Genomic DNA, 24,661 nt, shown 5'->3' on the forward strand with positions numbered 1-24,661 from the left:
ACTAAAACTACAGGTAAGTATTTAATAACACTAATGTCCGATAAAACTATTATGCTGCTGTCAATCCTTCTAAATAAAGAACTTTGCACATTCTTTTAAATGTTACCTTGCTTATTTGAAACAATTATTAAGATTTAAAGGAGATATGTTGTTAATTAAAGCACTTCTGTTTATAAGTTAGTTAGAATCAAGTCTTTGTTCATGATTCTAAAAGCGAAGCGGTCTTATGTCTTTTATCGGACATTGATGATTTAAAAATTTAAAAGTGCTTCCTTCAAAATAGTAACTGGATGTTTGGCCTCCCGTTTTGTACCATCTTCAATTTGATGCCTACAACTGGTACCATTTGCAGAAATAACCGTATTTTCTGGGGTTTTTCTAATGGCTGGAAATAAGGTCTGCTCGCCTACTTGCATACTCACTTCGTAATGTTCTTTTTCGTAACCAAAACTTCCGGCCATACCACAACAACCACTAGGAATAATAGTAACTTTATAGTTTTTAGGCAAATTTAAAACTGTAAAACTAGACATTTGGTTGCTCATTGATTTTTGATGACAATGCCCGTGAAATTTTATGGTTTTCTCTTCCCATGTGAACTGATTGGCGTTTATATTTCCTAGATCAATTTCTTTTTGAAGAAACTCTTCAATTAAAAACGTGTATTTTGCTATCGCTTTCGCGGAAATTTTATCGTCTGCTAATTTTAAATATTCGTCTTTAAACGTTAAAATTGCCGAAGGTTCTAAACCAATTAATGGCGTGTCTTCTGAAATTTTATCTTTAAAAATTTTAATATTAGTGTTTGCAAAATTTTTAGCTTGCTCTAATAGGCCTTTTGATAAAAAGGAACGCCCAGATTCGGCATGATTAATTATTTTCACCTCATAATTTAAGGCTGTTAAAAGCTCTATGGCATCTAAGCCAATGGCAGCGTCTAAATGATTGGTAAATTCATCGTTAAAAAAATAAACCGTTTTTATTTTATTTTCTTTTGTTGTTAAATTTTTAACCTGCTTAAATTGTTTGGCTAAACTTTTGTTTGAAATTAAAGGCAGACGTCTTTCTTTAGCAATTCCAAAAATGTTTTTTAATATGGCACTTGTAAAACGGTTTGAAAACACAAAATTTGTGAGCTGAGGCATTTGGCTTCCAAAGCGATTTAAAGCATTGTTGTATGCAAATAACTTGCTGCGTAATGAGATGCCATTTTCCTTTTGATATTGATATAAAAACTCAGCTTTTAAGCTTGCAACATCAACACTGCTGGGGCATTCACTTGCACAGGCTTTACAGCTTAAACAGAGATCGAAAACCGCTTTAAGCTCTTTATGATTAAATTTATTTTCTTTTTCAGGATGTGTTAAAAACTCACGTAAGGCATTAGCGCGTGCCCGCGTGGTATCTTTTTCGTTTCTGGTGGCTCTGTAACTTGGACACATGGTACCACCAAATTCTGGAAGTTTTCTGCAATCGCCAGAACCGTTACATTTTTCGGCTTCACGAAGAATACCTTGAGTTTTTGAGAAATCTAAAAAGGTTTTAATCTCTGGTTCCTTTCTATCTGGAGCATAACGCAGCGACTCATCCATAGGATAAGCATCCACAATTTTACCTGGATTAAAAATACTATCCCCATCGAAAGCGGTTTTTATGCGTTTTAAAATTTCATAATTTTCAACCCCAATCATTAACGGAATAAATTCTGAGCGCACAATACCGTCGCCATGTTCGCCGCTCATAGAGCCCTTATATTTCTTAACTAAATGTGCCACATCGGTAGTTATTTTTCTAAACAACAGCACATCTTTCTGTTTTTTTAAATTTAAAATGGGGCGTAAATGCAATTCACCTGCTCCTGCATGAGCGTAGTAAATGGCCTCTTGTTTATAATGCGCCATGAGTTGTGTAAACTCAGAAATGTAATTGGCTAAATCTGGCAACGCCACAGCGGTATCCTCAATACATGCCGCCGATTTTTTATCGCCAATAATGTTTCCCAACAAGCCTAAACCAGCACTTCGCAATTGGTTGGCTTTGTCTATAGCAGTGCCATAAAGTTTGGGGTAGGCATAGCTTAAACCCGATGCCATAATGTCTTTTTCTAGGGCTTCAGCTAATTTTTCGACTGCATTTATACTATTAGCTTTTACCTCACACATTAAAATAGCCTTTGGGTCACCCTGTATAAATTGCCTATTTTCTTGTTGTGTTTTATTGTGTTTGGTGCAATCTAAAATGGTTTTATCCATCATTTCACAGGTGTACAAATTGTGTTTCATGACCAATTCAACCGCATTTAAACAGTTTTCTATACTATCAAAATGTGCCGCAATCATAATACTTTCTTGTGGCGGTAACTTATCGAGCTGTAAAGTAATTTGCGTTGTAAACGCTAAAGTACCCTCGCTACCAGTAAGTAATTTACACATGTTAAAGTTTTCGGGCAGGTTTGAGAATACCTTGGTATTCAACAACTCGTCTATGGCATAACCTGTACATCTTCTGTGAATTTCGGGCTTTGGAAACTGTGTTTTTATACTATTTTGAACAGTCTCAGATCTAAGTTCATTATAAATAGTTTTATAAATGTGCCCCTCTAAGGTATTTTGGCGCGTTTTTCTTTGAAATTCTTCTGTGGTTAAACCTCTAAAAATAGCTTCACTCCCATCGCTTAAAATGGTGTGCATTTCTAAAACCTTATCGCGTGTCACACCGTATTGTATGGAGGTTGTACCCGAAGAGTTATTACCTACCATACCACCTATCATACATCTATTAGAGGTCGAGGTATTCGGCCCAAAAAACAAACCAAAGGGTTTTAAGTAATTATTGAGTTGGTCGCGCACGACACCTGGCTGAACGGTAACAGTTTGCGCTTTCTCATTAATATCTAAAATTTTTGTGAAATATTTTGAGACATCGACCACGATGCCTTTACCAACAACTTGACCCGCTAAAGAGGTGCCAGCAGTTCTTGGTATTAAAGAGGTATTATAAGTTTTTGCGAACTTAATGAGCGTTTTAATATCTTGATTATTTTTAGGATATGCTACCGCTAAAGGCAACATTCTATATACAGAGGCATCGGTGGCATAAATAGATTTCACTAAATCGTCATGAAACAACTCCCCAGAAAGATTTGTACGTAGAGTCTCAAGATGTGGCTTTAAGCTCATATTATTATAAATGGTATTTTAAATTTTAATTAAAACTAAATAGACATGCAAATTCAGAACACGGTACTGCACAAAATAGCTTTTTAAATGATCTATTTTGCAAGATAACTCGTATATTTGATTTTAGTAGTCATTAGTTTATTTCTATTTTACTTTGGTGCATTAAACCTTCATATGACTATTGTATTTGCCCTATATTTGAAACTTTAAAAATAAATAAACAAAATTTAAACTCATGAAAAAATTAATTTTACTTGTAATTGCTGTAATAGGTTTTGCGTTTGCTGGAAATGCACAACGAATATCTGAAAATGCCTTAGGATTACGTTTAGGTGACAGCGATGGTTTTGGTGCCGAAATATCGTACCAACGTGCTTTAGGTGATAATAACCGTTTAGAGGTAGATTTAGGCTGGCGCGATGGAAGTAATTATGATGGTTTTAAACTTGCTGGACTCTACCAATGGGTCATGCCTTTAGATGGCAGTTTTTATTGGTACGCTGGTGTTGGTGGTGGTTTAGGCTCTTACAGTATTTACAATCCTAGAGGGAAAGATTTTACAGATACCTTTGTTTTTATTGCTGGTGATATTGGTATTGAATATAATTTCGACATCCCACTATTGTTATCTCTGGATTTTAGACCAGAAATTGGTTTTGGTAATGAATTGTATGACAATAACGATTTAGATTTCGATATTGCTTTAGGAATTCGCTATCAATTCTAAACGCTTTAAAATATATTTTAAAAGCGCCCGATTGGGCGCTTTTTTTTTGAATCTGATCTTAAAAAAGTCTTTCCTAACTTTACAAACGTATATAAATTTAAGACCAGTATAAATAAGATGAAAAAAATAATTCTAAGCCTTTTTGCCATATCAATACTAGGTTTTTCAGGTTATTACGTTAAAAATAACCTTGCGTCAAAAAATAAAATTGATAACGGTACTCAAGACGCCAAAACTCTTGAGGCGATACAAGATTTAAGAGAGGGCGATATCATTTTTCAAACTTCAAAATCGAACCAAAGCAAGACCATACAATTGGCTACAAAATCTAAATACAGTCACATGGGTATTATCTACAAGAATAACGGGACTTATTTCGTTTTCGAAGCCATTCAGCCTGTAAAATTAACCCCGCTTTTAGAGTGGATAGATCGTGGTGAGAACGGTCGTTTTGTTGTCAAGCGACTTAAAAACGCTAATGATATTTTAACACCTGAGGTTTTAAATAAGATGAAATCGTACGGCGAAACCTTTAAAGGGAAAGACTATGATTTATATTTTAAATGGAGCGATGATAAGATATACTGCTCTGAATTGGTTTGGAAAATATACAAAGAAATTACAGGTATTGAAATCGGGAAACTAGAAAAACTATCGGACTTTGATCTGTCAAGCCAAATAGTAAAACAGAAAATGGTAGAGCGCTACGGTAAAAAGATTCCTATGGATGAGAACGTAATTTCTCCAGCGGCCATGTTTAATTCTAGTGTACTTGAAACTGTGATAAATCACTAATTAAAACACCTCTAAGAACACAGCTTTTACACACTTTACGATACCATTTTAACCGTAAAAACTTAAGCAATATGGATTACAACACTAATAAGCTTAAAGCAACATACATTTAGCCAAAGTCTCTTGATAAATGGCTTCGTATTGCGGTACGATATTATGCAAATCAAATTTTACGGATTCTTTTCTAGCATTATTTTTAAACGTACGTAGTCTACTATCGTCACTTAAAATATACAGTGCATTTTTAGTCATATCTTCAACATCACCTACTTCGCTTAAAAAGCCAGAGACACCATGTACATTTACTTCTGGAATTCCGCCAGTGTTACTCGAAATAACCGGTACTCCAGATGCCATAGCTTCTAGCGCTGCCAAACCAAAACTTTCGGTTTGAGAAGGAAGTAAAAACAAGTCACTAAAGCATAAAATTTTATTAATTTCATTACTTTTTCCGAAGAAAATAACCTTGTCTGAAATTCCCAATTCTTGGCACAAACAATCCATTTTTTCTCGTTCTGGGCCTTCACCCACCAGCATTAATTTTGCAGGCATTGCTTTTTGAATATTATAAAAAACTTTAATAACATCCTGTATACGTTTTACAGCGCGTAAATTACTAATATGGGTTATAATTTTCTCATCGTCATTTGCCATCATTGCACGCTGGCAATCTGAATAATCGTTTTTAAACTTTGTTAAGTCAATAAAATTAGAAACCACATGTATGTCTTTTTTAATATCGAATAGACGTAAGGTATCGTCTTTTAAACTTTTTGAAACCGCCGTTACCGCATCAGATTTATTAATACTAAACGTCACTGCAGGTTTGTAAAAGGGATGACTTCCAACAAGGGTGATATCGGTACCGTGCAGTGTGGTAACAATAGGTACATAAATACCTTCTTCAATCAACATTTTTTTCGCCATATATGCCGCATAGGCATGAGGAATTGCATAATGCACATGCAGAATTTCAATTTTATGAAGCTTCACCATATCTACCAATTTACTGGATAAGGCCAACTCATATGGTTGATAATGAAACAATGGATATTCAGGAACATTGACTTCGTGGTAATGTACATTTTTATTTAACAACTCCAATCTAACTGGTTGTTTATAAGTGATAAAATGAATTTCATGTCCGCGTTTAGATAGTTCTAAACCAAGTTCTGTAGCCACTACACCACTACCTCCAAATGTTGGATAACACACAATTCCTATTTTCATTCTTTTAGCTTTAAGTCCTTTAATCTTCAATCGCTTCGTAAATTAACCGTTGAATATCAGTTCTTATATTTTTTCGTAATAATAAATTTAGACCTGCTTTAGGATAGGTTCTATTCGCCAGAAATACATAAATAATTTCTTCGTCGGGGTCTGCCCAAGCATAGGTACCCGTAAATCCTGAATGCCCAAAACTGGTCATAGATATGCACCCACAAGTAGGGCCTTTATCACCCAATTGCGGTTTATCGAATCCCACACCACGCCTATTGTCTTCTTCACAAAAATAACAGGTATTAAACATATCTACAGTTTCTGGTTTTAAGTAGCGCTTACCGCCATAATATCCCAATTGTAAATACATTTGCATTATTTTAGCGACGTCGTTGGCATTACTAAAAACACCGGCATGACCTCCTACTCCATTCTGCATAGCAGCTCCCATATCGTGCACAAAACCATGTACTTTCTGATAACGGAAATAGTTGTCAACCTCAGTTGGTACAATTTTTTTATTACTTAATTTGTGGTAAGGATTATACAAGGTGTTGTTGGCTCCTATGGATTGATACAAATGATCTTGAGTGATCTCATCGAGTCCCTTGTTATAATGTTTTTCAATAAATTCTTTTAGAATATAATACGGGAAATCGCTGTAGCGATATCGCAGTTCGCTTAACAATTCAGAATCTCTAATGGTTTTAGAAATTGAGTCCATATAATCGCTACGCAAGAATAAATTTTTAGCCACCTCAATATTAAATTTATCACTTTTTGTGGTTCTGTAATATTTTGGACTTGGTCGCTTGGTTTCCGGATCTAGTGTTTTGTAATAAAAAGGTTCCCAAGGTCGTAATCTTGCATAATGAGAAAGCATTTTTTTTATGGAGATATTCTTTTTGTTTGAGTTTTTGTATTCTGGTAAAATATCGGCAAGCTTACTGTCTAAAGATACAATACCTTGCTCGACCAACTGCATTATTAAAGGCAATGTGGCTATAATTTTTGTAAGAGAAGCGACATCGTACACATCGTCTGAGGCCACCATCTGCTTACCTTCGTAGGTATGTTTACCAAAATTTTTATTGTAGACAACCTTACCGCGTCTTGCCACTAAAAGTTGAATTCCTGGGGTCATCTTAGAATCGACAGCCAGTTGCGCCACAGAATCTATTTTTTTTAATTTTATCGAGTTCATTCCCACCCGTTCTGGGCTAGAATACCCTAATCGATTTAACAAAAAACTTTCAATACCATCGCCCACCTTAAAAAACTGACCTACCGATACTGGCAATGTCCCTTTTGCAGCCAAAGCTCCAAATATTATTTGCGCAGATTTTTGTTGTGCAATCTCGCTATTTTGATAACTAACTACAATACTTTCAATGTTTTCGATAGTTTTTAAATCTGAAAGCGCATAGGGTTTTACAAAAACATCTAGTATAACGGTATGGTTTTTTGCAATCTCGGTTAACCAAATTAACTCTTCATCTGAAAATGTATAGGGTTTCCACGGATTATCGTTAGAACGATGTAAACCAATTATTACGGTATTATAGGGCTTTAATCTGTTTTTTAAATCTCTTAAAGTTTCCGCTTGAATGGCGTGTACTTTAGTGTACTTTTTTAATTCTTTAAAAAAAGTTACACCGCTGGCATCCCCCATTTCTACATAAGCTATGGTTTTGGTTTCTAAATTTCGAATAGGTAAGACATCTTTGTCGTTTTTTACAATTGTAATGGCATTTTCCATTAGTTCTTCGTACAAAACATCATCTTTTATTCTATTTAAATCTTTTTGTAAATTATACAAGCCTACAGGTTTGTAATTATTTAAGCCCACTTTGTATTTAGCTTGCAGGATTTTTTTAACCGAATGAGCTAAACGCGCTTCTGTAATTTCACCATTGTTATACGCCTCGGTAATTTTTGCAATGCCAGCAGGAACATCTTCAGAGATTAGTAAAACATCGTTACCAGCTTTAAAGGCTGCTAGATCTATTTCTCCAGCAGTAGAGAATTTTCTAGTCGAGCTACCATCAATGACAGGTTCGGTATAATCTGCCACACCTTTCATATTTAAAGCATCTGTAAAGATAAGTCCTTTAAAACCTAGGCGTTCTTTTAAAATACCAGTTACAATGTGTTTTGATAGCGACGAAGGAAAACCAGGACGAGGCTCTAAACTGGGTACATTTAAATGCGCCACCATAACACTAGAGAGCCCTTCATTTATTAATTTTTTATACGGGTATAACTCAATGGAATTAATTCTTTTCTCACTGAAAGTAATGGTTGGTAGTGTTTTATGAGAATCTTGACTAGTATCACCATGTCCAGGAAAATGCTTTGCATTTGCCAAAACACCAGCACTTTGCATACCTTCCATTAAGGCTAAAGACTTTGCAGTTACATTATCGCGATCCTCACCAAAAGAGCGATTTCCAATAATGGGATTTTTGGGGTTGGTGTTAATATCTGTCACTGGAGCAAAATTAAAATGAACCCCAATACGCTTGCAATGCTCACCTATATATTTACCAGTTTGTCTTATTAAATTATTATCTTTTATGGCGCCCAGTGTCATGTTCCAAGGGAATGAGTAGGTCGAATCTAATCGCATTCCTAAACCCCATTCGGCATCCATACCAATTAATAGCGGAATTTTAGAATTTGCTTGAAGCTCATTATTTAATTTTGCTTGCTTAACAGGGCCACCAAGAGAATAAATTACACCACCTAATTTATGATCTTGTATAAGTCTAATATTTGAGATTTTAGTTTTTTCGTCTTGATTAGAAAAAATCATAATCATGTATAACTGACCAATTTTTTCTTTTAAGCTTAAAGAATTATAAGTACTATCCACCCATTTTTGTTGCGCCTCGACATCCTCGGCTAACAAAGGGTTTGGTGAATTTTGTCCAAATGAAAAAAGAATGCTAAAAAAACAAAGTATTGAGGGCACGAAATAACGCATGTAACGAAAATATTTTAATAATTATCGGATTATTATTTTATTCAAAAATAAGTATGCCAAATTAATACTTTAAAAAGAAGAAAAAAAGACTTTAAGTTAGAATTATAATAAACAAGCTCGATATCATTTAAACGTCTATTAAATTCACAACAATATCAGCCATTTAAAACCTAACAACGAACCTTATGTTTTGGTTAAAATCGTATAGACATGCACACAAGCTAATCGATTAAATCGATATGACGATCGTGATAACCTAATAAATACAAAACGCCATCTAAGCCCATACTCGATATCGAACTTTCTGCATTGTTTCTCACTTTAGGTTTAGCATGAAAAGCGATACCTAAACCCGCTAGATTAATCATTTGTAAATCGTTAGCGCCATCTCCAACTGCAATCGTTTGATTAATATGTATGCCTTCTCGTTGTGCAATTATTTTTAGATAATGTGCTTTTTTATCACCATCTACAATTTCACCAAGATAACCACCTGTTAAAACACCGTCTTTAATTTCTAATTGGTTGGCATAGACATAATCGATACCCAATTCTTTTTGTAAATAGTGACCAAAATATGTAAATCCGCCAGATAAAATAGCGGTTTTAAATCCGTAGCCCTTTAGAGTATCAATAAGTCGTCTTGCCCCTTTAGTTATTGGTAAGTTAATGGCTACCTCACGCAACACTTCTTCTTTTAAACCCTTTAAAAGTTTCATGCGTTTTTTAAAACTTTCGTTAAAATCGATTTCGCCCTGCATGGCAGATTCTGTAATCGCCTTAACTTGCTCTCCTACACCTGCTAATTCCGCCAGCTCGTCAATAACTTCTGTTTGAATTAATGTAGAGTCCATATCAAAACACACTAAACGACGATTACGACGGTAAATATTATCTTCTTGAAATGCTACATCTACGTTTAATTCGCTAGAAACTTGCATGAATTTTTCTGTAAATGCCACTTTATCGTCAATTTCCCCTCTTATGGACAATTGTATAGAGGCTCTCGGATAATTATTCTCTTTAACAAGAGAAACCCGTCCTGTAAGCCTTTTTATAGAATCGATATTTAAGTTTTTTTCTGTAATTAATTTGGTGATTTCAGAGATTTGTTTCGCTTCTAATTTTTTTCCTAAAATGGTAACAATGTATCTATTCTTACCTTGCAAATTCACCCATTTCTCATAATCTTCAAGAGCGATTGGTGTAAATTTGGCGGTAACACCCAATTCGTAAGTTTTAAAGAGTAAATCTTTTAAAACAGGTGCAGAGGCATTTCCTGCTTTAACTTCAAATAATATCCCTAAAGATAAGGTGTCGTGAATATTTGCTTGGCCAATGTCCAGAATATTAGCGTCATATTTTGCTAAAACGGCAGTTAAACTTGTTGTTAATCCAGGTTTATCTTGACCTGATATATTTAATAATATAATCTCATCGACCATAATGTTCTTTTCACTTTAATTGATACAAAAATTCAAACAAATTTATTTTAAAAATCGACTGTGCCAACTTTCGCTTGCAGGAACCTCCCAGTTCTCGTTAAACTCTGCAATGGTATTTACCAAGTTATTAAACACAATCGTATTTTTAGAAACCGCTTTATCTTTTGCCATTTTTCTAAAATCTACAAGTGTTTTATAGGCCACGTAATCACCTTGTTTGTATGAGACATTCATTTTGTCCATTAAATCGACTTGGTATGCCTTTTCTAATTGTTGAATAAAATGAACCGACTCGTCTATAGAGCACCCAGAAGCTTTGGCTATATTTTGATTTAAGGCCAATATAATAAATCGTTTGTATTTAATGGTATAGCCTGCCTGTAAATCGCTGCCATGCGCAGTCCAGTTTTCTACAAAAACATCAAGTTTTTTTTTTATTTCTTCTAATTCCTGCTCTGTGAAGGAGCGATTGGCTTGATATATCCAAACCCGAGACGTTTCTGGTAATGTATTAAAATCGACTAACATAAATTTCTTTAATTTTAATTGCAAAAATACTGTTTTACATCCAATCTTTAGCCTGAGACTCCACCTTAAACAATAGGAAATCATGAATGGCTTTGGCTTCTTTTTCTAAAATGTATGGAATTTTTAAAGTCTTAGAGGCCGTAAAAATATAAACCGATGTAATGTGATGACGTTTCTGGAAAATGGTTTGCTTCAATTCTACCGCTTGTATTTTATGAATTTCTAAAATACTAGTTACCGTGTCAATTACACCACCTCCAATAGTTACAAAGTTATCATCAATACTATAATAAGCTTTCTTGTAAGCAAAATAAACGTATAACATAGCAGTTACAACCAAGATGATATTAAACCACAAAAAAGCACTTCCAAACATTAGATATCCTAACATATTAATAATTGGAATAGGTATAAAAATACGAAAAGCCAATATGCGTTTATAGTAAGCATGAGGTTTAAAAGTTGCCGAAGGCGTAGAATAGTTAAGCAACAATTTATCTAATAATTGATTAACCTGATTTTTTTCTAAAGCTATAATTACAAAGTTATCGCGTTGTTTTTTATGAACCATAGCTTGTTTTACCGATACGGTATGTAAATTGAGATACTGCTTAAACCTATTGGTTTTAATAACGATGTTCTGTATACGGTTAGGTACTAAACTAAGGGAAACCTTATTGAATAATCCTTTATTAATCTCAATTGTTTTTTGGTGTTCTACAACTTCTAAATTAAAGTGAATTACAAATGTTTTTATCACTGAAAAAACCAGAGTTACTAAAATACCGAAAACTATAAAAACAAAATATTGTATTACAAAATTACTAGCTATATCGTCTTTAAAATTGATTAATTCTTCTAGTCGAGATTCAAATTCCAAATTTGAAATATAGCTTGTAAACTCGTAGTACAAGCCATAAACGAAAGACACAATAATAAGGAAATTTCTTAAATGATTTTGCGAAATACCTTCTAAGAGTAAACGTTTTGGAGCCACTCGACAAAACACTTTTTTATTTTCTAAGGTTTCATTTTGGAGTGGTGTGTTGCTCGATTTAGTAAATAATTCTGCCTTAAGTTGTAGCGCAACAGATTTACCTAAGGCACGAATTTCGATCTCAGAATCCGTATCGCCAGCGGTTTCAATATTTAAAGATACCACGTCTATAAGTTGCTGTAAAAAATTCTGTTTAATATAAACATTCTGAATTTTTGACTTGGAAATAACCGTGCTTTCTTTATTTAATATGCCTGTTGTTAAATAAAAGTCGTCGTCTTTTAGATAAAATTTAAAATTCCAGTAGTTCAAAAAAGCGACAACAAGAAGATAAACTAAAATTCCAAAACCTATCAAAACCACAAGAGATAGACTTAAGTTTTCGAAATATTTACTTCTGGAAAAGGAAACACCAAAAGCCAAAAACAGCAAAAAGAAACTTTTAAAGAACTTAAAGGTTTTTAACGCAAAAATAATGAGAATACCTTTTGAAGATTGCCGTGTAGGCTCAGAAAATTGATTTGTCTCCATTTATTCTACCGCTAATAAAATCGTTAATACGCCTTGCTTCTTGATGTTCCAAACCTTTAATAATTAAATCGCTACCAGAGGCGCCTGCCGTGTAAATATTAAGCGTGGCTAAATCGAACTGTCGCGACAACCAGCTTCGGGATTCCTCAATATGCTGGATTCTAACTATGGGCACGGTAGTAATAGAACGAAAAATTAAGCCTTGGGCGTAGATAATATCGTGTTCTCGAATGGCGTATTTATAGGTTCGAAACGCAAGTAAAGCAACCGTTAAATTAGCTGCACAAAACAAACAGATTATTAGCAGTAGCACCCAAAAATAATCCTGAAATACTTGATTCTGAGCAAAAAACTTACCAAATATTAGCATGGCGAAAAACATGGCATACATTAAAAACTTATGTATTAATATAATTTTAATGTACTGCTTAGAAATAGGTTTTAATACAACATCTTCTATACTCGGTAAGGTATCGCTATAAATTTGTGAGTTGGTGAAGTTCATTACAAAGCGCTTGTAGGAATTAACTATTTTTTATTATGCTTTTTAAATTTTCTATAAGTTAAAAAACCAAACCATAACATGGCAATGGGAAAATAGAACGTTAATCTTTTCCACGAGAAGCCTCTACCAAGTATATAATCGAGAACAATAACAACAAGACAAAAAATTATAGCTCCAACAAAGGCTGTAATTACAAGACGTTTTTTATTTAATTTTTCCATTTACAAATCCTCTGCATTAGCAATAAGCTCTGCAATATCCATAACTTCAATATCCTTTTCTTTTTCTTTGGCCTTGACGCCATCAGTCATCATGGTGTTACAAAACGGACAACCTGCAGCTATAATTTCAGGTTTAACATCTAGCGCTTGTTCGGTACGCTCTACATTAACTTCCTTATCGCCTTTTTCAGCATCTTTAAACATTTGCGCCCCTCCTGCACCACAGCACAAGCCTTTACTGCGGCAGCTTTTCATTTCAACTAATTCGGCTTCTAGCTTTTGGATTAACTCCCGTGGAGCTTCATAAACATTATTTGCGCGCCCTAAATAACAAGGATCGTGAAATGTAATACGCTTGCCTTTATATTGTCCTCCCTCGATAGTTAATCGTCCTTCTTCCAATAAGCCTTTTAAAAACTGAGTGTGGTGTAGCACCTCGTATTGGCCACCCAAGTTTGGGTATTCATTTTTTATAGTGTTAAAGCAATGCGGACAAGCGGTTACTATTTTTTTTATGTCGTAAGCATTTAAAACCTCTATATTGGTTACAGCTTGCATTTGAAATAAAAACTCATTTCCGGCGCGCTTTGCAGGATCACCAGTACAACTTTCTTCAGTACCTAAAACCGCAAATTCTACGTTAGCCTTATTTAATAGCTTTACAAAGGCTTTTGTTATTTTTTTTGCTCTATCATCAAAACTACCTGCACAACCTACCCAAAATAAGACTTCTGGTTGTTTCCCTTGGGCCATAAATTCTGCCATGGTTGGTACTTTAAGTAATTCGCTCATTGTTATATAAGTTTTATGGTCTACTCGATTTTTAAACCTCGCAGCACGATTATTTGGAGCTAGCTATTCCGCTAGGCGTAACGTCCTTTATTAATTATTTGTATGACTTCTTTTTTCCATTAAATTTTGTCTGTACACCCTGGCGGTTTCTGAGATCCCTTCTGGTACAATTTGATAAAATAATGGAGAATCTGGATCGTAATTTAGCATTACCCATTTATCTTCTGTAAAGTCATCGCGAAGAATAATGGTTAACCTATTCTTCATGACAATGCTAAGCGTATTATTGGTTAAAAAACTAACATCCATACCTTTAGCTTTCATTACTGTCGTCATCATTTGTTTTGCTTCTTCATCGAATTCCTGTTTATGAAAAGTCATTTTCATACTCATATCATACGACACAAAAGCATACTCTAAATTATCTTCACTTTCAAAAACTTCCGATAGTTTGTAATCTGGAATCGTTTTAGGGATATCAACAGAAAACTCATCGTTACCTTCGAAAGTAGATTTAAAAATATTTTTTAAGACGTCTTTCGGTGCCATTTCAAAAGCCTTGGGGTGCATCATATCCAATATCGCATCGTAATCTCTATTATTCATGTCTACAAACATCTTATTTGCCAAACTATCAATCTGAGTTAATGTTTTAGCATTTGTTTGAGCAAAGCTATTAAGGCTTATCGCTATTACAAGTATCGATAAAACAAGATTACTGTAGTGTTTTATATTATAATTCATAAGTTTTTTTTATTCGTTTTTCCAGTTTAATCGATCCATTTGATTGTATGGCCATGGTGCCCCATTGTTTTCTATATTGGTCATCATATTATTGAGCTCGACAGGTGCTGCCGATTGCTCCATAACCAAATAGCGACGCATATCCATAATAATAGACAGCGGATCTATACTTATTGGGCAAGCTTCTACACAGGCATTACAGGTGGTACAAGCCCAAAGCTCTTCTTTGGTAATATAATCACCCAATAATTGTTTACCGTCGTCTTTAAATTCGCCATTATTCGCATCTATATTTTTACCAACTTCTTCTAAACGGTCACGGGTGTCCATCATTATCTTTCTTGGTGAGAGTTTCTTACCGGTTATATTGGCTGGACATTCACTGGTGCATCGACCACATTCTGTACAAGTATAGGCGTTTAAAAGTTGAACCCAACTTAAATCTTGCACATCGCTGGCACCAAATTTAGCCGGGGGTTCATTCTCGTTTTCTGGAACTGCCGCATAAGGATCGACGTCGGGATCCATCATCAGTTTTACTTCGTTGGTAACCGCTTCAAGATTATCTAATTGGCCTTGTGGCTTCACCTTACCATAATAGGTATTTGGAAACGCCAATAGAATATGCAAGTGCTTAGAATAATATAAATAATTTAAGAAAATTAAAATCCCGACAATGTGCAACCACCATGCTCCGCGCTCAATAAGGTGCAAAGTAGTTTCAGAAAAACCAGAAAACCAAGGCGCCATAAACTGACTAATAATATTTCCAGAGTTTAAATTTTGAAAAGAAACATCTGTGGCATTCATGATAAGAAAAAGAGCCATTAATACCATTTCGAAATACAGGATGATATCGGCATCTTTTTTAGGCCAGCCTTTCATTTCTGGTTTAAAAAAACGGGCAATTTTTATGGTGTTTCTGCGTAACCAAAAAACTACCACAGCAATAAATACCAGAGCCGCCAAAACCTCGAAAGTCCCTATTAAAAACCCATAAACTGGTACCGGAAGCACCGATAAACCAATTCTATGTGTGCCAAATAAACCATCGATTATTATTTCTAAAACTTCAATATTTATAATTACAAAACCAATATAAACGACCACGTGTAAAAATCCAGAAATGGGACGTTTAACCATTTTACTTTGTCCTAACGCGATTCTGGTTAAGTTTTTCCAACGCTGAGATTTGTTGTCGCTAACATCTACATCTTGACCAAGTTTAATATTACGAACTAATTTTTTTACGTTTTTAGCAAAAAAACCAATACTCAGAATAAGTATTGCTGCGAAAAGTAGGTTTGGTAAATACGTCATATTTATATAGCGTTAGTCTGGTTGTTTAATTTCATTTCCTTCGGCGTCATACTGCTGAGCTTTTTTTCCAAATAAGGAAAAATGCACATAACGTTTTGGGTTTAGTTTAAGATCTTCTAACAACTGTTCTAATTGCAGCGATGCTCCCTCTAAATTATTGTACAAATTATCGTCTTTTAATAGCTTGCCAATACTCCCCTCACCACTTTCAACTTTAGCCAATATGGTGTTGAAATTTTTTATAGTAGCCTCTAAATTAGAAACGGTTTGGTCGATATCTGTTTTTGCAATAGCATTGGTTGCTTTGGTAAGATTTGTCGATATTTTTTCAAAATTATCAACAGTTGTATTTAGTTTTTGTTTGTTGTTAGCGAGTAAATCTTCTATTGATTTAGACGTTTGAGCAAAACTTTCTAAAGTCACACTTAAACTACTCACGCTGGCTTTTAGGTTATCTTGAGTATCTTCGTTTAACACATTATTAATACCTATTAATACCGAATCTGCACTTACCATCATTTTCTCAATTTTCTCCTGCAATGGCGTAAGTCTTTGATTAACTAATTCGGTTAAACCAGCTTTCACCGTACCTTTTAGATACGTGTCATTTTTCGCCTTTTCATCGCCATCAAAAGCAGGAATAATGGCAATAGCTTTACCACCAATAAGACCAGTTTCATAAAGTTCTGCTCTACTGTTTTTCGAAAACTCAAAATCGTTGTTAACCAAAAGCTTTATTAGTATTTGCCCAGAATTGTCGTCTGTAAAACCAATATTGGCCACTTTCCCCACAGGGAAACCATTGATGGTAACTGGTGTAGATGCCGATATCCCTTCAACATTATCGTAAACCACAAAAAACGATCGCGACGCGTCTAATAAATTCTGTCCTTTTAAATAATTGTAGCCAAAAATAACAAGTATAATTCCTGAGACAACTAAGATGGCGGTTTTAATTTCTTTTGATAATTTCAAAATATGGGTGTTTAGTTAAACAAATTTAAGGTAATTTTAATGAATCTCTCTAATTAGCTGCCAATTTTAATGCTTCAGATAAAGATATTTTCTTACCATTTTTAAACGCCACAATAAAACCCGTTTTAAAACCTGCTTGTTTTACTTCAGCTTCCAAATTTTTAGCGGTACTGTAGGTTGAAGTTTCCCCATAAAAATACCGGTAAAGCTTGTTTTCTTTTACTTTAGAAATATTATTTAAGCCTTTAAAGTTATACGGTTTTGTCTCTATTGATTTTGAGCTTGCAGCGATTTGAATTTTAAAAGTCACATCGCTTAAAACCGCTTCAACAGCCTGAGAATTTGGAGTGTCCTGAACATAAAATTGATTATCTACATTAAGGTACAAGTTATTCTTATATTTCAAAATAGCATCTTTTATGGCCAAAGCCATTTCTTGTTGTCCTTTTTTAGAGTTTAAATAAGCGCCTTCTTTTTTATGACTTAAAAAACCAAGTTCAATTAACACACTTGGCATAACCGTTTGATGCAATACAATAAACCCCGCTTGTTTAACTTTGCGGTCATTTCGCTTTAATTCTCTCGTAAACTTGTTTTGAATTAATCCAGCAAGCTCAATACTTTGGTCCAAATACTCCTCTTGCCCTAACATTAAACTTAAAACGGATTCTGGTGAATTGGGATCAAAGCCGCCATAATTTTTCTCGTAGTCCTGTTCGTATAAAATTACCGAGTTCTCTTTCTTAGCAATTTCTAAATTGGTTTGACTTCTATGGGTACCCAAAACAAACGTTTCTGCACCATGCGCTTGCGAATTATGCGAATTACAATGTACCGAAATAAACAAATCGGCATTCGCCTTATTAGCAATTTGGCCTCTTTTGTACAAATCTACAAACACATCCTTTTTTCGGGTATAAATAACTTCTATATCCGGATTTTTTTCAAGCTCCTTCCCTATACTTAACACAACTTTTAAAGCAATGTCTTTTTCTTTATAACCTCCACCCATTGTACCGGGATCTCTCCCCCCATGACCTGCATCTAATACCACAATAAACTTATCGCCTTTTTGATAATCTTGAATTTTTGTAAACGATGAAGAGACGAATACAACGATGAGAGATAAGAAAACTAATATTTTGTTCGTTTGCATAATTAACTTTAGGTCTAGAATTTTGGTTTTTTACTCCATTATTTCGAGTAATTATTTAATTTAAAATTTTCCGCCGATTAATAAATTATCACAGAAAAATATATGTAATTTTGACAATTCAAAAACCAAGCCATACTTTTACAAAAATACATTTAAAAGCGTTGGATACAAAGAACTTTAAAATACTTTTTGCATTAAGTTTAACCGTACTTGTTAACGCGTTTAGCTTCTCCCAAGATATTATAAAATCCAGAGACTCTATAAAGCCCGTTGTTACAGATAGTTTGTTTATTAATGCGAAAAATTTCAATACATCGGAGAAGCCTTCTAATACAGAGCAAGACTCGGTTATAACCGATTCTATAAAACCTAAGAAGGAAATACTAGAGCATATTGTAACCTATAAAGCCACAGATTATTCGGCATTCAATCAAAAGAAACAAAAGCTTTATTTGTATAATGAGGCCGAAATTAATTATGGTGATATTAACATTAAATCTGGAAGTATTGTAATCGATTATAGCACCAATACGGTTTACGCCCGAGGCATCATAGATTCACTTGGCGCATATTCGCAATCGCCAGTTTTTACGCAAGGCCCGAGCGTGGTAGAACCCGATTCCATTCTTTTTAATACCGAATCTAAAAAAGCTTTAATTTATAATTCGAAAACAGAACAAGGTGATGGTACTGTAATTGCTCAGATAACAAAAAAAGAAAACGATTCTGTTTATTTTATACATCGCGGAAAATATACTACCGCCGAAAACCTGGACGATCCCGAGTACTACATCTTACTCAGGAAAGCGAAGGTTGTTCCTGGTAAAAAAATTGTGACTGGTTTAACAAATTTATTTATTTACGATGTTCCTACCCCCATTGGTGTACCTTTTGCTTTTTTTCCGCAATCGGAAAAACAAACCTCAGGGGTTTTAATCCCAAGTTTTGGTGAACAAAACGAGCGCGGATACTTTTTACAAAATGGAGGCTATTATTTCGCGATAAACGATTATGTAGATTTAGCGGTCCTAGGAGATTACTATACCAATGGTAGTTATGGCTTACGTTTGGAGAACACCTATGCAAAACGCTACAAATTTAGAGGAAATCTAGGATTTCGATACGAAAATTTAATTACCAGTGAACGCGGATTTCCAGATTACGGCAAATCTACAGTTTACAATTTGCGCTGGTCGCACACTCAAGACTCAAAGGCTAGCCCCAGTTCGCGTTTCTCTGCTTCTGTTAACTTAGGTAGTAGTACCTATTACAGAACCTCACTTAATCAAATTAATACTGGTGCATTTTTAAACAATACCTTATCGTCTTCGGTGTCCTACTCTAAAACTTTCGACGGTGAGCCATCGGTTAATTACAGTGTTACAGCCACACACTCTCAAAACACAAACACCGAGCAAATAAATATGACGCTTCCAACATTACAAGGAAACGTGAGTAGAATATTCCCTTTTGCGCCTAAAACCGGTTCAAAAAAAGGGATCATCCAAAATATCAATTTTCAATATAGCGTTCGTGGCGAAAACAGAATTCAAACTACAGATTCTCTGTTCTTTAAAAAAGAAATGTTTGATGATGCCAAAACGGGTTTCCAACATTCCATACCAATAAGCACAAACTTTAAACTCTTTAAACATTTTAGTTTAAGTAGTTCTGCAAGTTATAACGAGGTATGGTCTTTTAAAACTGTTGATAAAGTTTACGATTATTTAACCGACGATGTTATCACCGAAACGGTAAACGGTTTTGATGCCTTTAGAACCTATAATTTTAGCACCAGTTTAGGAACAACCGTTTACGGCTTATTTAACTTTAAAAAAGAAGGAGAAAACCCTAAAATACATGCCATTCGTCACGTTATGCGCCCTTCAATTAGCTATAATATTAATCCGGCTTTCGATAAATATTATGAAACTGCCGAGGTGGTTAATGCCGAGGGTTTAACGGCTAGCGAATTGGAAATTATTCAAAACGATCCGCGATTAGAGTATTCGCGATTCGAAGATGGCCTATTTGGAACCCCAGGCAAAACCTTTTCTAGCTCTATGGGTATCTCGCTCGCCAATAATTTTGAAGCTAAGGTACGCGATAAAGACACTACTGCCACAGAGCCAAAAAAAGTAATACTATTAAATAATTTAAATTTTTCAACCTCTTATAATTTTGCAGGAGATTCCTTGCAGTGGAGCCCAGTAAGAATGAGTGGAGGCACCCAATTATTTGATAATAAAATGAGTATAAACTTTGGTGCTACTTTAGACCCTTATGCGTTAGATAATAACAATAACCGCATCGATAAATTTAATATCGACAATGGTGGAAGCCTTTTTAGATTAACAAGCGCCAATGCCACCATGAGTTATTCGTTATCTGGAGGTAAAAAAAGTAGTCGAGATAAAAAAGATAAAGATCGAGCCATAGAAGAAAACTTAAGAAGCGGTGGTCGAGACGACGATTTGTTTGGAGTTTCTGAAGACTTTTCTAGATTTAGTGAAACCAGCGACGACAAAAAAGATGAAGAACCTAGCGAGTTTTACAATTTTAAAATACCCTGGGATTTACGTCTGGCATACGCTGTGAATTACTCAAACTCCAGACGACAGAACGAAATATCGTCGCACTCGCTCATGTTTTCTGGAAACATCGAATTATCGCCTAAATGGTCGGTGGGCGCCTCTTCTGGGTACGATTTAAAAAACAAAGGTTTTACCTATACCCAATTGCGTTTTGAACGCGATCTTTTGAGTTGGCGTATGAATTTTAGTTGGGTTCCTTTTAGCTCTAGAAGCTCTTGGAATTTCTTTATTGGCATAAAATCGAATATTCTAAAAGATTTAAAATACGAAAAACGCAAAGAACAAGATCAACGTCTTTAAATTAAACTAATGTTTCGCTTTCGCGGAAAAAAAACAACTATAACATCATGAAAAAAATAATTACAACCACAGAGGCACCCGCTCCAATTGGTCCTTACAATCAAGCCGTTTTAAGTGGTAATACACTTTATACCTCTGGACAAATAGCGCTTCATCCAGAAACAGGCGTTTTAGTATTAGATGATATTGAAACCGAAACAAAACAAGTTATGGAAAACATGAAAGCCGTTTTAAAAGCAGCCAATATGACTTTTGAAAATGTTATCAAATCGTCCATATTTATTAGCGATATGAATAACTTTGGAACAATAAACGAAGTTTACGGTAGTTATTTTGACGATGCCAATGCTCCCGCTCGAGAAACCGTAGAAGTTGCGAGATTACCAAAAGATGTTAATGTAGAAATTAGCATGATAGCCGTAAAATAAGCATAAAATTAATCATGCTTATTGCTTGTAAAAAAACCATCGCTATAAACTTTTCGGGTCTATAGCGATGGTTTTTAATTCGATAAAACAAATCCACAAAGCTTTAAAAAAACTGGGGAAATCAAAAGTTATCAACTTCCCATTTACGAGTTTCTAAAATCATAAGAAATCAAACTATTTAGTTTTTCTTTTATAGATTCGAGCTAGCGATAATCTATAAAATTTTCTGTCGGTTAACAACAATAATCGATTTCACCCATTTTTAATGCCGTAATTTTTTATAATCTCCCTACCTTTGATGGCTCAAAATTTTCAGAAAAATGAACAAAAAAGTCATCTTAATGATTCTTGATGGTTGGGGAAATTCTCCAGACCCAAAAGTCTCTGCTATCGATCATGCCAATACACCATTCATAGATTCATTATATAAAAAATACCCCTTCGCCTCCTTAAGAACCGATGGGTTGCACGTGGGGTTACCAGAAGGCCAAATGGGCAATAGTGAAGTGGGACACATGAATTTAGGAGCAGGCCGAATTGTTTACCAAGATCTTGTAAAAGTGAATTTAGCGGTTAAAAACAAAACCCTAAATTCTGAAAAGGTTTTGGTCGATGCCTTTAACTATGCAAAAATCAATAATAAAAATGTTCATTTTTTAGGGTTATTAAGCGATGGTGGCGTACACTCGCATATAAATCACCTACTGGCTTTAATTGATGCCGCTAATAATTTTGGCGTAAAAAACACCTTTGTGCACGCCTTTACCGACGGTCGCGATGTAGACCCCAAATCTGGTTACGGTTTTATAACAGCCCTTGAAAACCATATTGAAAACACCAATACAAAACTCGCTACTATAACCGGTCGTTATTATGCTATGGACAGAGATAAACGCTGGGATCGTATAAAATTAGCTTACGATGCCTTGGTGAATAGTATTGGCGAAAAATCGACTAATGCCACTAAGTCTATCCAAAAAAGTTACGATAACGATATCACCGATGAGTTTATTAAACCCATTATTATGGTTGATAAAAACAATACGCCCATCGCTCAAATAAAAGATGAAGATGTTGTTATATTTTTTAACTTTAGAACCGATCGCGGTCGTGAGCTAACCGAAGCTTTAACGCAAACCAATTTTCATGAGCAAAACATGCATAAACTCAATTTGCACTACGTAACGCTTACAAATTACGACGACACATACCATAACATAAACGTTATATTTAATAAAGAGAACTTAAGCGAAACTTTAGGTGAAGTTTTAGAAAAACACCATAAAACACAAATTAGAATTGCCGAAACCGAGAAATACCCACACGTTACTTTTTTCTTTTCTGGGGGTCGTGAGACACCTTTTAAAGGAGAAACTCGAATTTTAAGAAACTCGCCAAAAGTGGCTACCTACGATTTAAAACCTGAAATGAGTGCCTACGAATTACGTGATGCTTTAATCCCTGAATTAGAAAAAGCCGAGGTCGATTTTGTATGCTTAAATTTTGCAAACGGTGATATGGTTGGGCATACGGGCGTTATGGAAGCCGCCATAAAAGCCTGCGAAGCTGTCGATGCCTGTGTTAAAGACATAGTAAATACAGCATTAAACAATGGTTACACCACATTACTTATCGCAGACCACGGCAATTGTGAGACCATGATAAATCCAGACGGCTCTCCAAATACAGCACACACCACAAACCCTGTTCCTGTTGTTCTAATCGATAAGGATTTAAAAGCTATTAAAGATGGCGTTTTAGGCGATATCGCACCAACTATCTTGAAACTTATGGGTTTACCGCAACCCGAAGCCATGACCCGACACCCCTTGGTTTGAATAATGAAAAATAATATTAAACTATAAAATAGTAATTTTACTTTCTTAAAACCAATTTAGGTTTTTAAGTATCTTTGCCTATATTTTTAAAAACATGATTGTAGTAAAAACAAGAGAAGAAATAGAATTGATGCGAGAAAGTGCTCTTATTGTATCTAAAACATTAGGGGTACTTGCTAAAGAAGTGAAACCAGGTGTAACCACACTTCAATTAGACAAAATTGCTGAAGAACACATTAGAGATCATGGTGCTATTCCTGGGTTTTTAGGCTTGTATGATTTCCCAAATACGCTTTGTATGAGCCCTAACGAACAGGTAGTTCATGGCATACCTAATAGCACACCATTAAAAGAAGGAGATATCATATCTATAGATTGTGGTGCTCTAAAGAATGGTTTTTATGGAGATCATGCCTACACGTTTGCTGTTGGTGAAATTGCTCCAGAAGTCGAAAAATTACTTCAAGTAACAAAAGAATCTCTGTATGTTGGTATTCGTGCATTTAAAAAAGGAAATCGTGTTGGCGATGTAGGTTATGCCATTCAAAAATATTGTGAAGATCACGGCTATGGTGTTGTTAGAGAATTGGTTGGCCATGGTTTAGGCAGAAAAATGCATGAAGACCCAGAAATGCCAAATTATGGGAAACGTGGCCGTGGTAAAAAATTTATTGAAGGCATGGTGGTAGCCATAGAACCTATGATTAACCAAGGAACGCATAAAATAAAACAACATAGAGATGGTTGGACCATTACCACTTTAGACAAGAAACCTAGCGCTCATTTTGAACACAATGTAGCCCTAGTAGATGGCAAACCAGAACTACTCTCAACATTTGCCTATATTTATGATGCTTTAGGGATTAAAAGTGATGAAGAAGATGAGTTTAGACGGGAGGCTTTAGTACTTTAAAGCTATTACACAGAGCTTCACAGAGAAATCGCAGAGTTACACGAAGTGATTATGGATAATAATTTAACGAAAACAATTATTGGAGCTGCAATAAATGTGCATCGTGCTTTAGGCCCAGGACTATTGGAATCTGCTTATCAAGAATGTTTACTTTTTGAATTAAAATCTATTGGCTTAAACGTTAAAAAAGAAATAGAATTACCAATAGTATATAAAGACATTAAACTAGATCATGGTTATAGAATTGATTTATTAGTTGAAAATAAGATTGTCCTTGAACTAAAAACTGTGGAATCTTTTACTGATGTTCATTCTGCCCAGATCTTAACTTATATGAAATTAGGAAACTATCCTTTGGGATTATTAATTAACTTTCATACCAAACTATTAAAAAACGGAATTAAACGATTTATTAATTCTTCTCAGTGAATCTCTGTGATGTCTCTGTGAAACTCCGCGAAACAAC

Annotated in this window: 19 protein-coding genes; 7 read left to right on the plus strand and 12 right to left on the minus strand. The window is 34.8% G+C overall.

Features of this window, described 5'->3' with window-relative positions:
- Nucleotides 1-251: 251 nt before the first annotated feature.
- Nucleotides 252-3,179 (minus strand): FAD-binding and (Fe-S)-binding domain-containing protein, encoded by a 2,928-nt coding sequence (locus tag FEZ18_RS01085; RefSeq protein ID WP_153266603.1) that lies wholly within the window; start codon nt 3,177-3,179, stop codon nt 252-254.
- 235 nt (nt 3,180-3,414) lie between these two features.
- Here FEZ18_RS01085 and FEZ18_RS01090 point away from each other — a divergent pair, with 235 nt between their 5' ends.
- Nucleotides 3,415-3,906 (plus strand): hypothetical protein, encoded by a 492-nt coding sequence (locus FEZ18_RS01090; RefSeq protein ID WP_153266604.1) that lies wholly within the window; start codon nt 3,415-3,417, stop codon nt 3,904-3,906.
- A gap of 117 nt (nt 3,907-4,023) precedes the next feature.
- Nucleotides 4,024-4,701 carry a YiiX family permuted papain-like enzyme gene (locus FEZ18_RS01095; RefSeq protein ID WP_153266605.1) on the plus strand — a complete coding sequence of 226 codons (678 nt, stop codon included), beginning with the start codon at nt 4,024-4,026 and terminating at the stop codon, nt 4,699-4,701.
- A gap of 93 nt (nt 4,702-4,794) precedes the next feature.
- On the opposite strand, the gene bshA is transcribed toward FEZ18_RS01095, so the two are convergent.
- The 11 genes from bshA to FEZ18_RS01150 all read right to left on the minus strand — a co-directional run bounded on the left by bshA (nt 4,795) and on the right by FEZ18_RS01150 (nt 18,122).
- On the minus strand, nt 4,795-5,931 hold the full coding sequence (gene bshA / locus FEZ18_RS01100; protein WP_153266606.1) for an N-acetyl-alpha-D-glucosaminyl L-malate synthase BshA: 1,137 nt from the start codon (nt 5,929-5,931) through the stop codon (nt 4,795-4,797).
- 19 nt (nt 5,932-5,950) lie between these two features.
- The gene (locus tag FEZ18_RS01105) at nt 5,951-8,908 is read right to left on the minus strand and encodes a glycoside hydrolase family 3 N-terminal domain-containing protein (RefSeq protein ID WP_153266607.1); all 2,958 of its coding nucleotides are present in this window, start codon (nt 8,906-8,908) and stop codon (nt 5,951-5,953) included.
- Nucleotides 8,909-9,129: 221 nt separating this feature from the next.
- On the minus strand, nt 9,130-10,353 hold the full coding sequence (serB, locus tag FEZ18_RS01110; RefSeq protein ID WP_153266608.1) for a phosphoserine phosphatase SerB: 1,224 nt from the start codon (nt 10,351-10,353) through the stop codon (nt 9,130-9,132).
- Between the two features lie 42 nt (nt 10,354-10,395).
- Nucleotides 10,396-10,881, minus strand: coding sequence for an ABC transporter ATPase (locus tag FEZ18_RS01115; protein ID WP_153269016.1), 486 nt, complete (start codon nt 10,879-10,881; stop codon nt 10,396-10,398).
- A gap of 34 nt (nt 10,882-10,915) precedes the next feature.
- A complete protein-coding gene (locus FEZ18_RS01120) occupies nt 10,916-12,409 on the minus strand; it encodes a PH domain-containing protein (protein ID WP_153266609.1) in 1,494 nt (497 codons plus the stop codon).
- A complete protein-coding gene (locus FEZ18_RS01125) occupies nt 12,387-12,914 on the minus strand; it encodes a PH domain-containing protein (RefSeq protein ID WP_153266610.1) in 528 nt (175 codons plus the stop codon). The genes FEZ18_RS01120 and FEZ18_RS01125 overlap by 23 nt, the downstream gene beginning before the upstream one ends.
- 221 nt (nt 12,915-13,135) lie before the next feature.
- A complete protein-coding gene (locus FEZ18_RS01130) occupies nt 13,136-13,927 on the minus strand; it encodes a (Fe-S)-binding protein (protein WP_153266611.1) in 792 nt (263 codons plus the stop codon).
- A gap of 90 nt (nt 13,928-14,017) precedes the next feature.
- On the minus strand, nt 14,018-14,671 hold the full coding sequence (locus FEZ18_RS01135) for a hypothetical protein (protein WP_153266612.1): 654 nt from the start codon (nt 14,669-14,671) through the stop codon (nt 14,018-14,020).
- 9 nt (nt 14,672-14,680) lie between these two features.
- A complete protein-coding gene (locus tag FEZ18_RS01140; RefSeq protein WP_153266613.1) occupies nt 14,681-15,991 on the minus strand; it encodes a (Fe-S)-binding protein in 1,311 nt (436 codons plus the stop codon).
- A 12-nt stretch (nt 15,992-16,003) separates the two neighbouring features.
- A complete protein-coding gene (locus FEZ18_RS01145) occupies nt 16,004-16,966 on the minus strand; it encodes an MlaD family protein (protein ID WP_153266614.1) in 963 nt (320 codons plus the stop codon).
- 49 nt (nt 16,967-17,015) lie between these two features.
- Nucleotides 17,016-18,122: an N-acetylmuramoyl-L-alanine amidase gene (locus tag FEZ18_RS01150; protein ID WP_153266615.1), complete on the minus strand. Its 1,107-nt coding sequence runs from the start codon at nt 18,120-18,122 to the stop codon at nt 17,016-17,018.
- A 110-nt stretch (nt 18,123-18,232) separates the two neighbouring features.
- Here FEZ18_RS01150 and FEZ18_RS01155 point away from each other — a divergent pair, with 110 nt between their 5' ends.
- The 5 genes from FEZ18_RS01155 to FEZ18_RS01175 all read left to right on the plus strand — a co-directional run bounded on the left by FEZ18_RS01155 (nt 18,233) and on the right by FEZ18_RS01175 (nt 24,624).
- Nucleotides 18,233-21,016, plus strand: coding sequence for a putative LPS assembly protein LptD (locus FEZ18_RS01155; protein WP_153266616.1), 2,784 nt, complete (start codon nt 18,233-18,235; stop codon nt 21,014-21,016).
- 47 nt (nt 21,017-21,063) lie between these two features.
- A complete protein-coding gene (locus tag FEZ18_RS01160) occupies nt 21,064-21,444 on the plus strand; it encodes a RidA family protein (protein WP_153266617.1) in 381 nt (126 codons plus the stop codon).
- 320 nt (nt 21,445-21,764) lie between these two features.
- Nucleotides 21,765-23,282 carry a 2,3-bisphosphoglycerate-independent phosphoglycerate mutase gene (gpmI, locus tag FEZ18_RS01165; protein WP_153266618.1) on the plus strand — a complete coding sequence of 506 codons (1,518 nt, stop codon included), beginning with the start codon at nt 21,765-21,767 and terminating at the stop codon, nt 23,280-23,282.
- Between the two features lie 94 nt (nt 23,283-23,376).
- Nucleotides 23,377-24,195 (plus strand): type I methionyl aminopeptidase, encoded by an 819-nt coding sequence (gene map / locus FEZ18_RS01170; RefSeq protein WP_153266619.1) that lies wholly within the window; start codon nt 23,377-23,379, stop codon nt 24,193-24,195.
- A gap of 51 nt (nt 24,196-24,246) precedes the next feature.
- The gene (locus tag FEZ18_RS01175; RefSeq protein WP_153266620.1) at nt 24,247-24,624 is read left to right on the plus strand and encodes a GxxExxY protein; all 378 of its coding nucleotides are present in this window, start codon (nt 24,247-24,249) and stop codon (nt 24,622-24,624) included.
- Nucleotides 24,625-24,661 lie beyond the last annotated feature (37 nt).

The sequence above is a fragment of the Oceanihabitans sp. IOP_32 genome, from assembly GCF_009498295.1.
Taxonomy (GTDB): Bacteria; Bacteroidota; Bacteroidia; order Flavobacteriales; family Flavobacteriaceae; genus Wocania; species Wocania indica.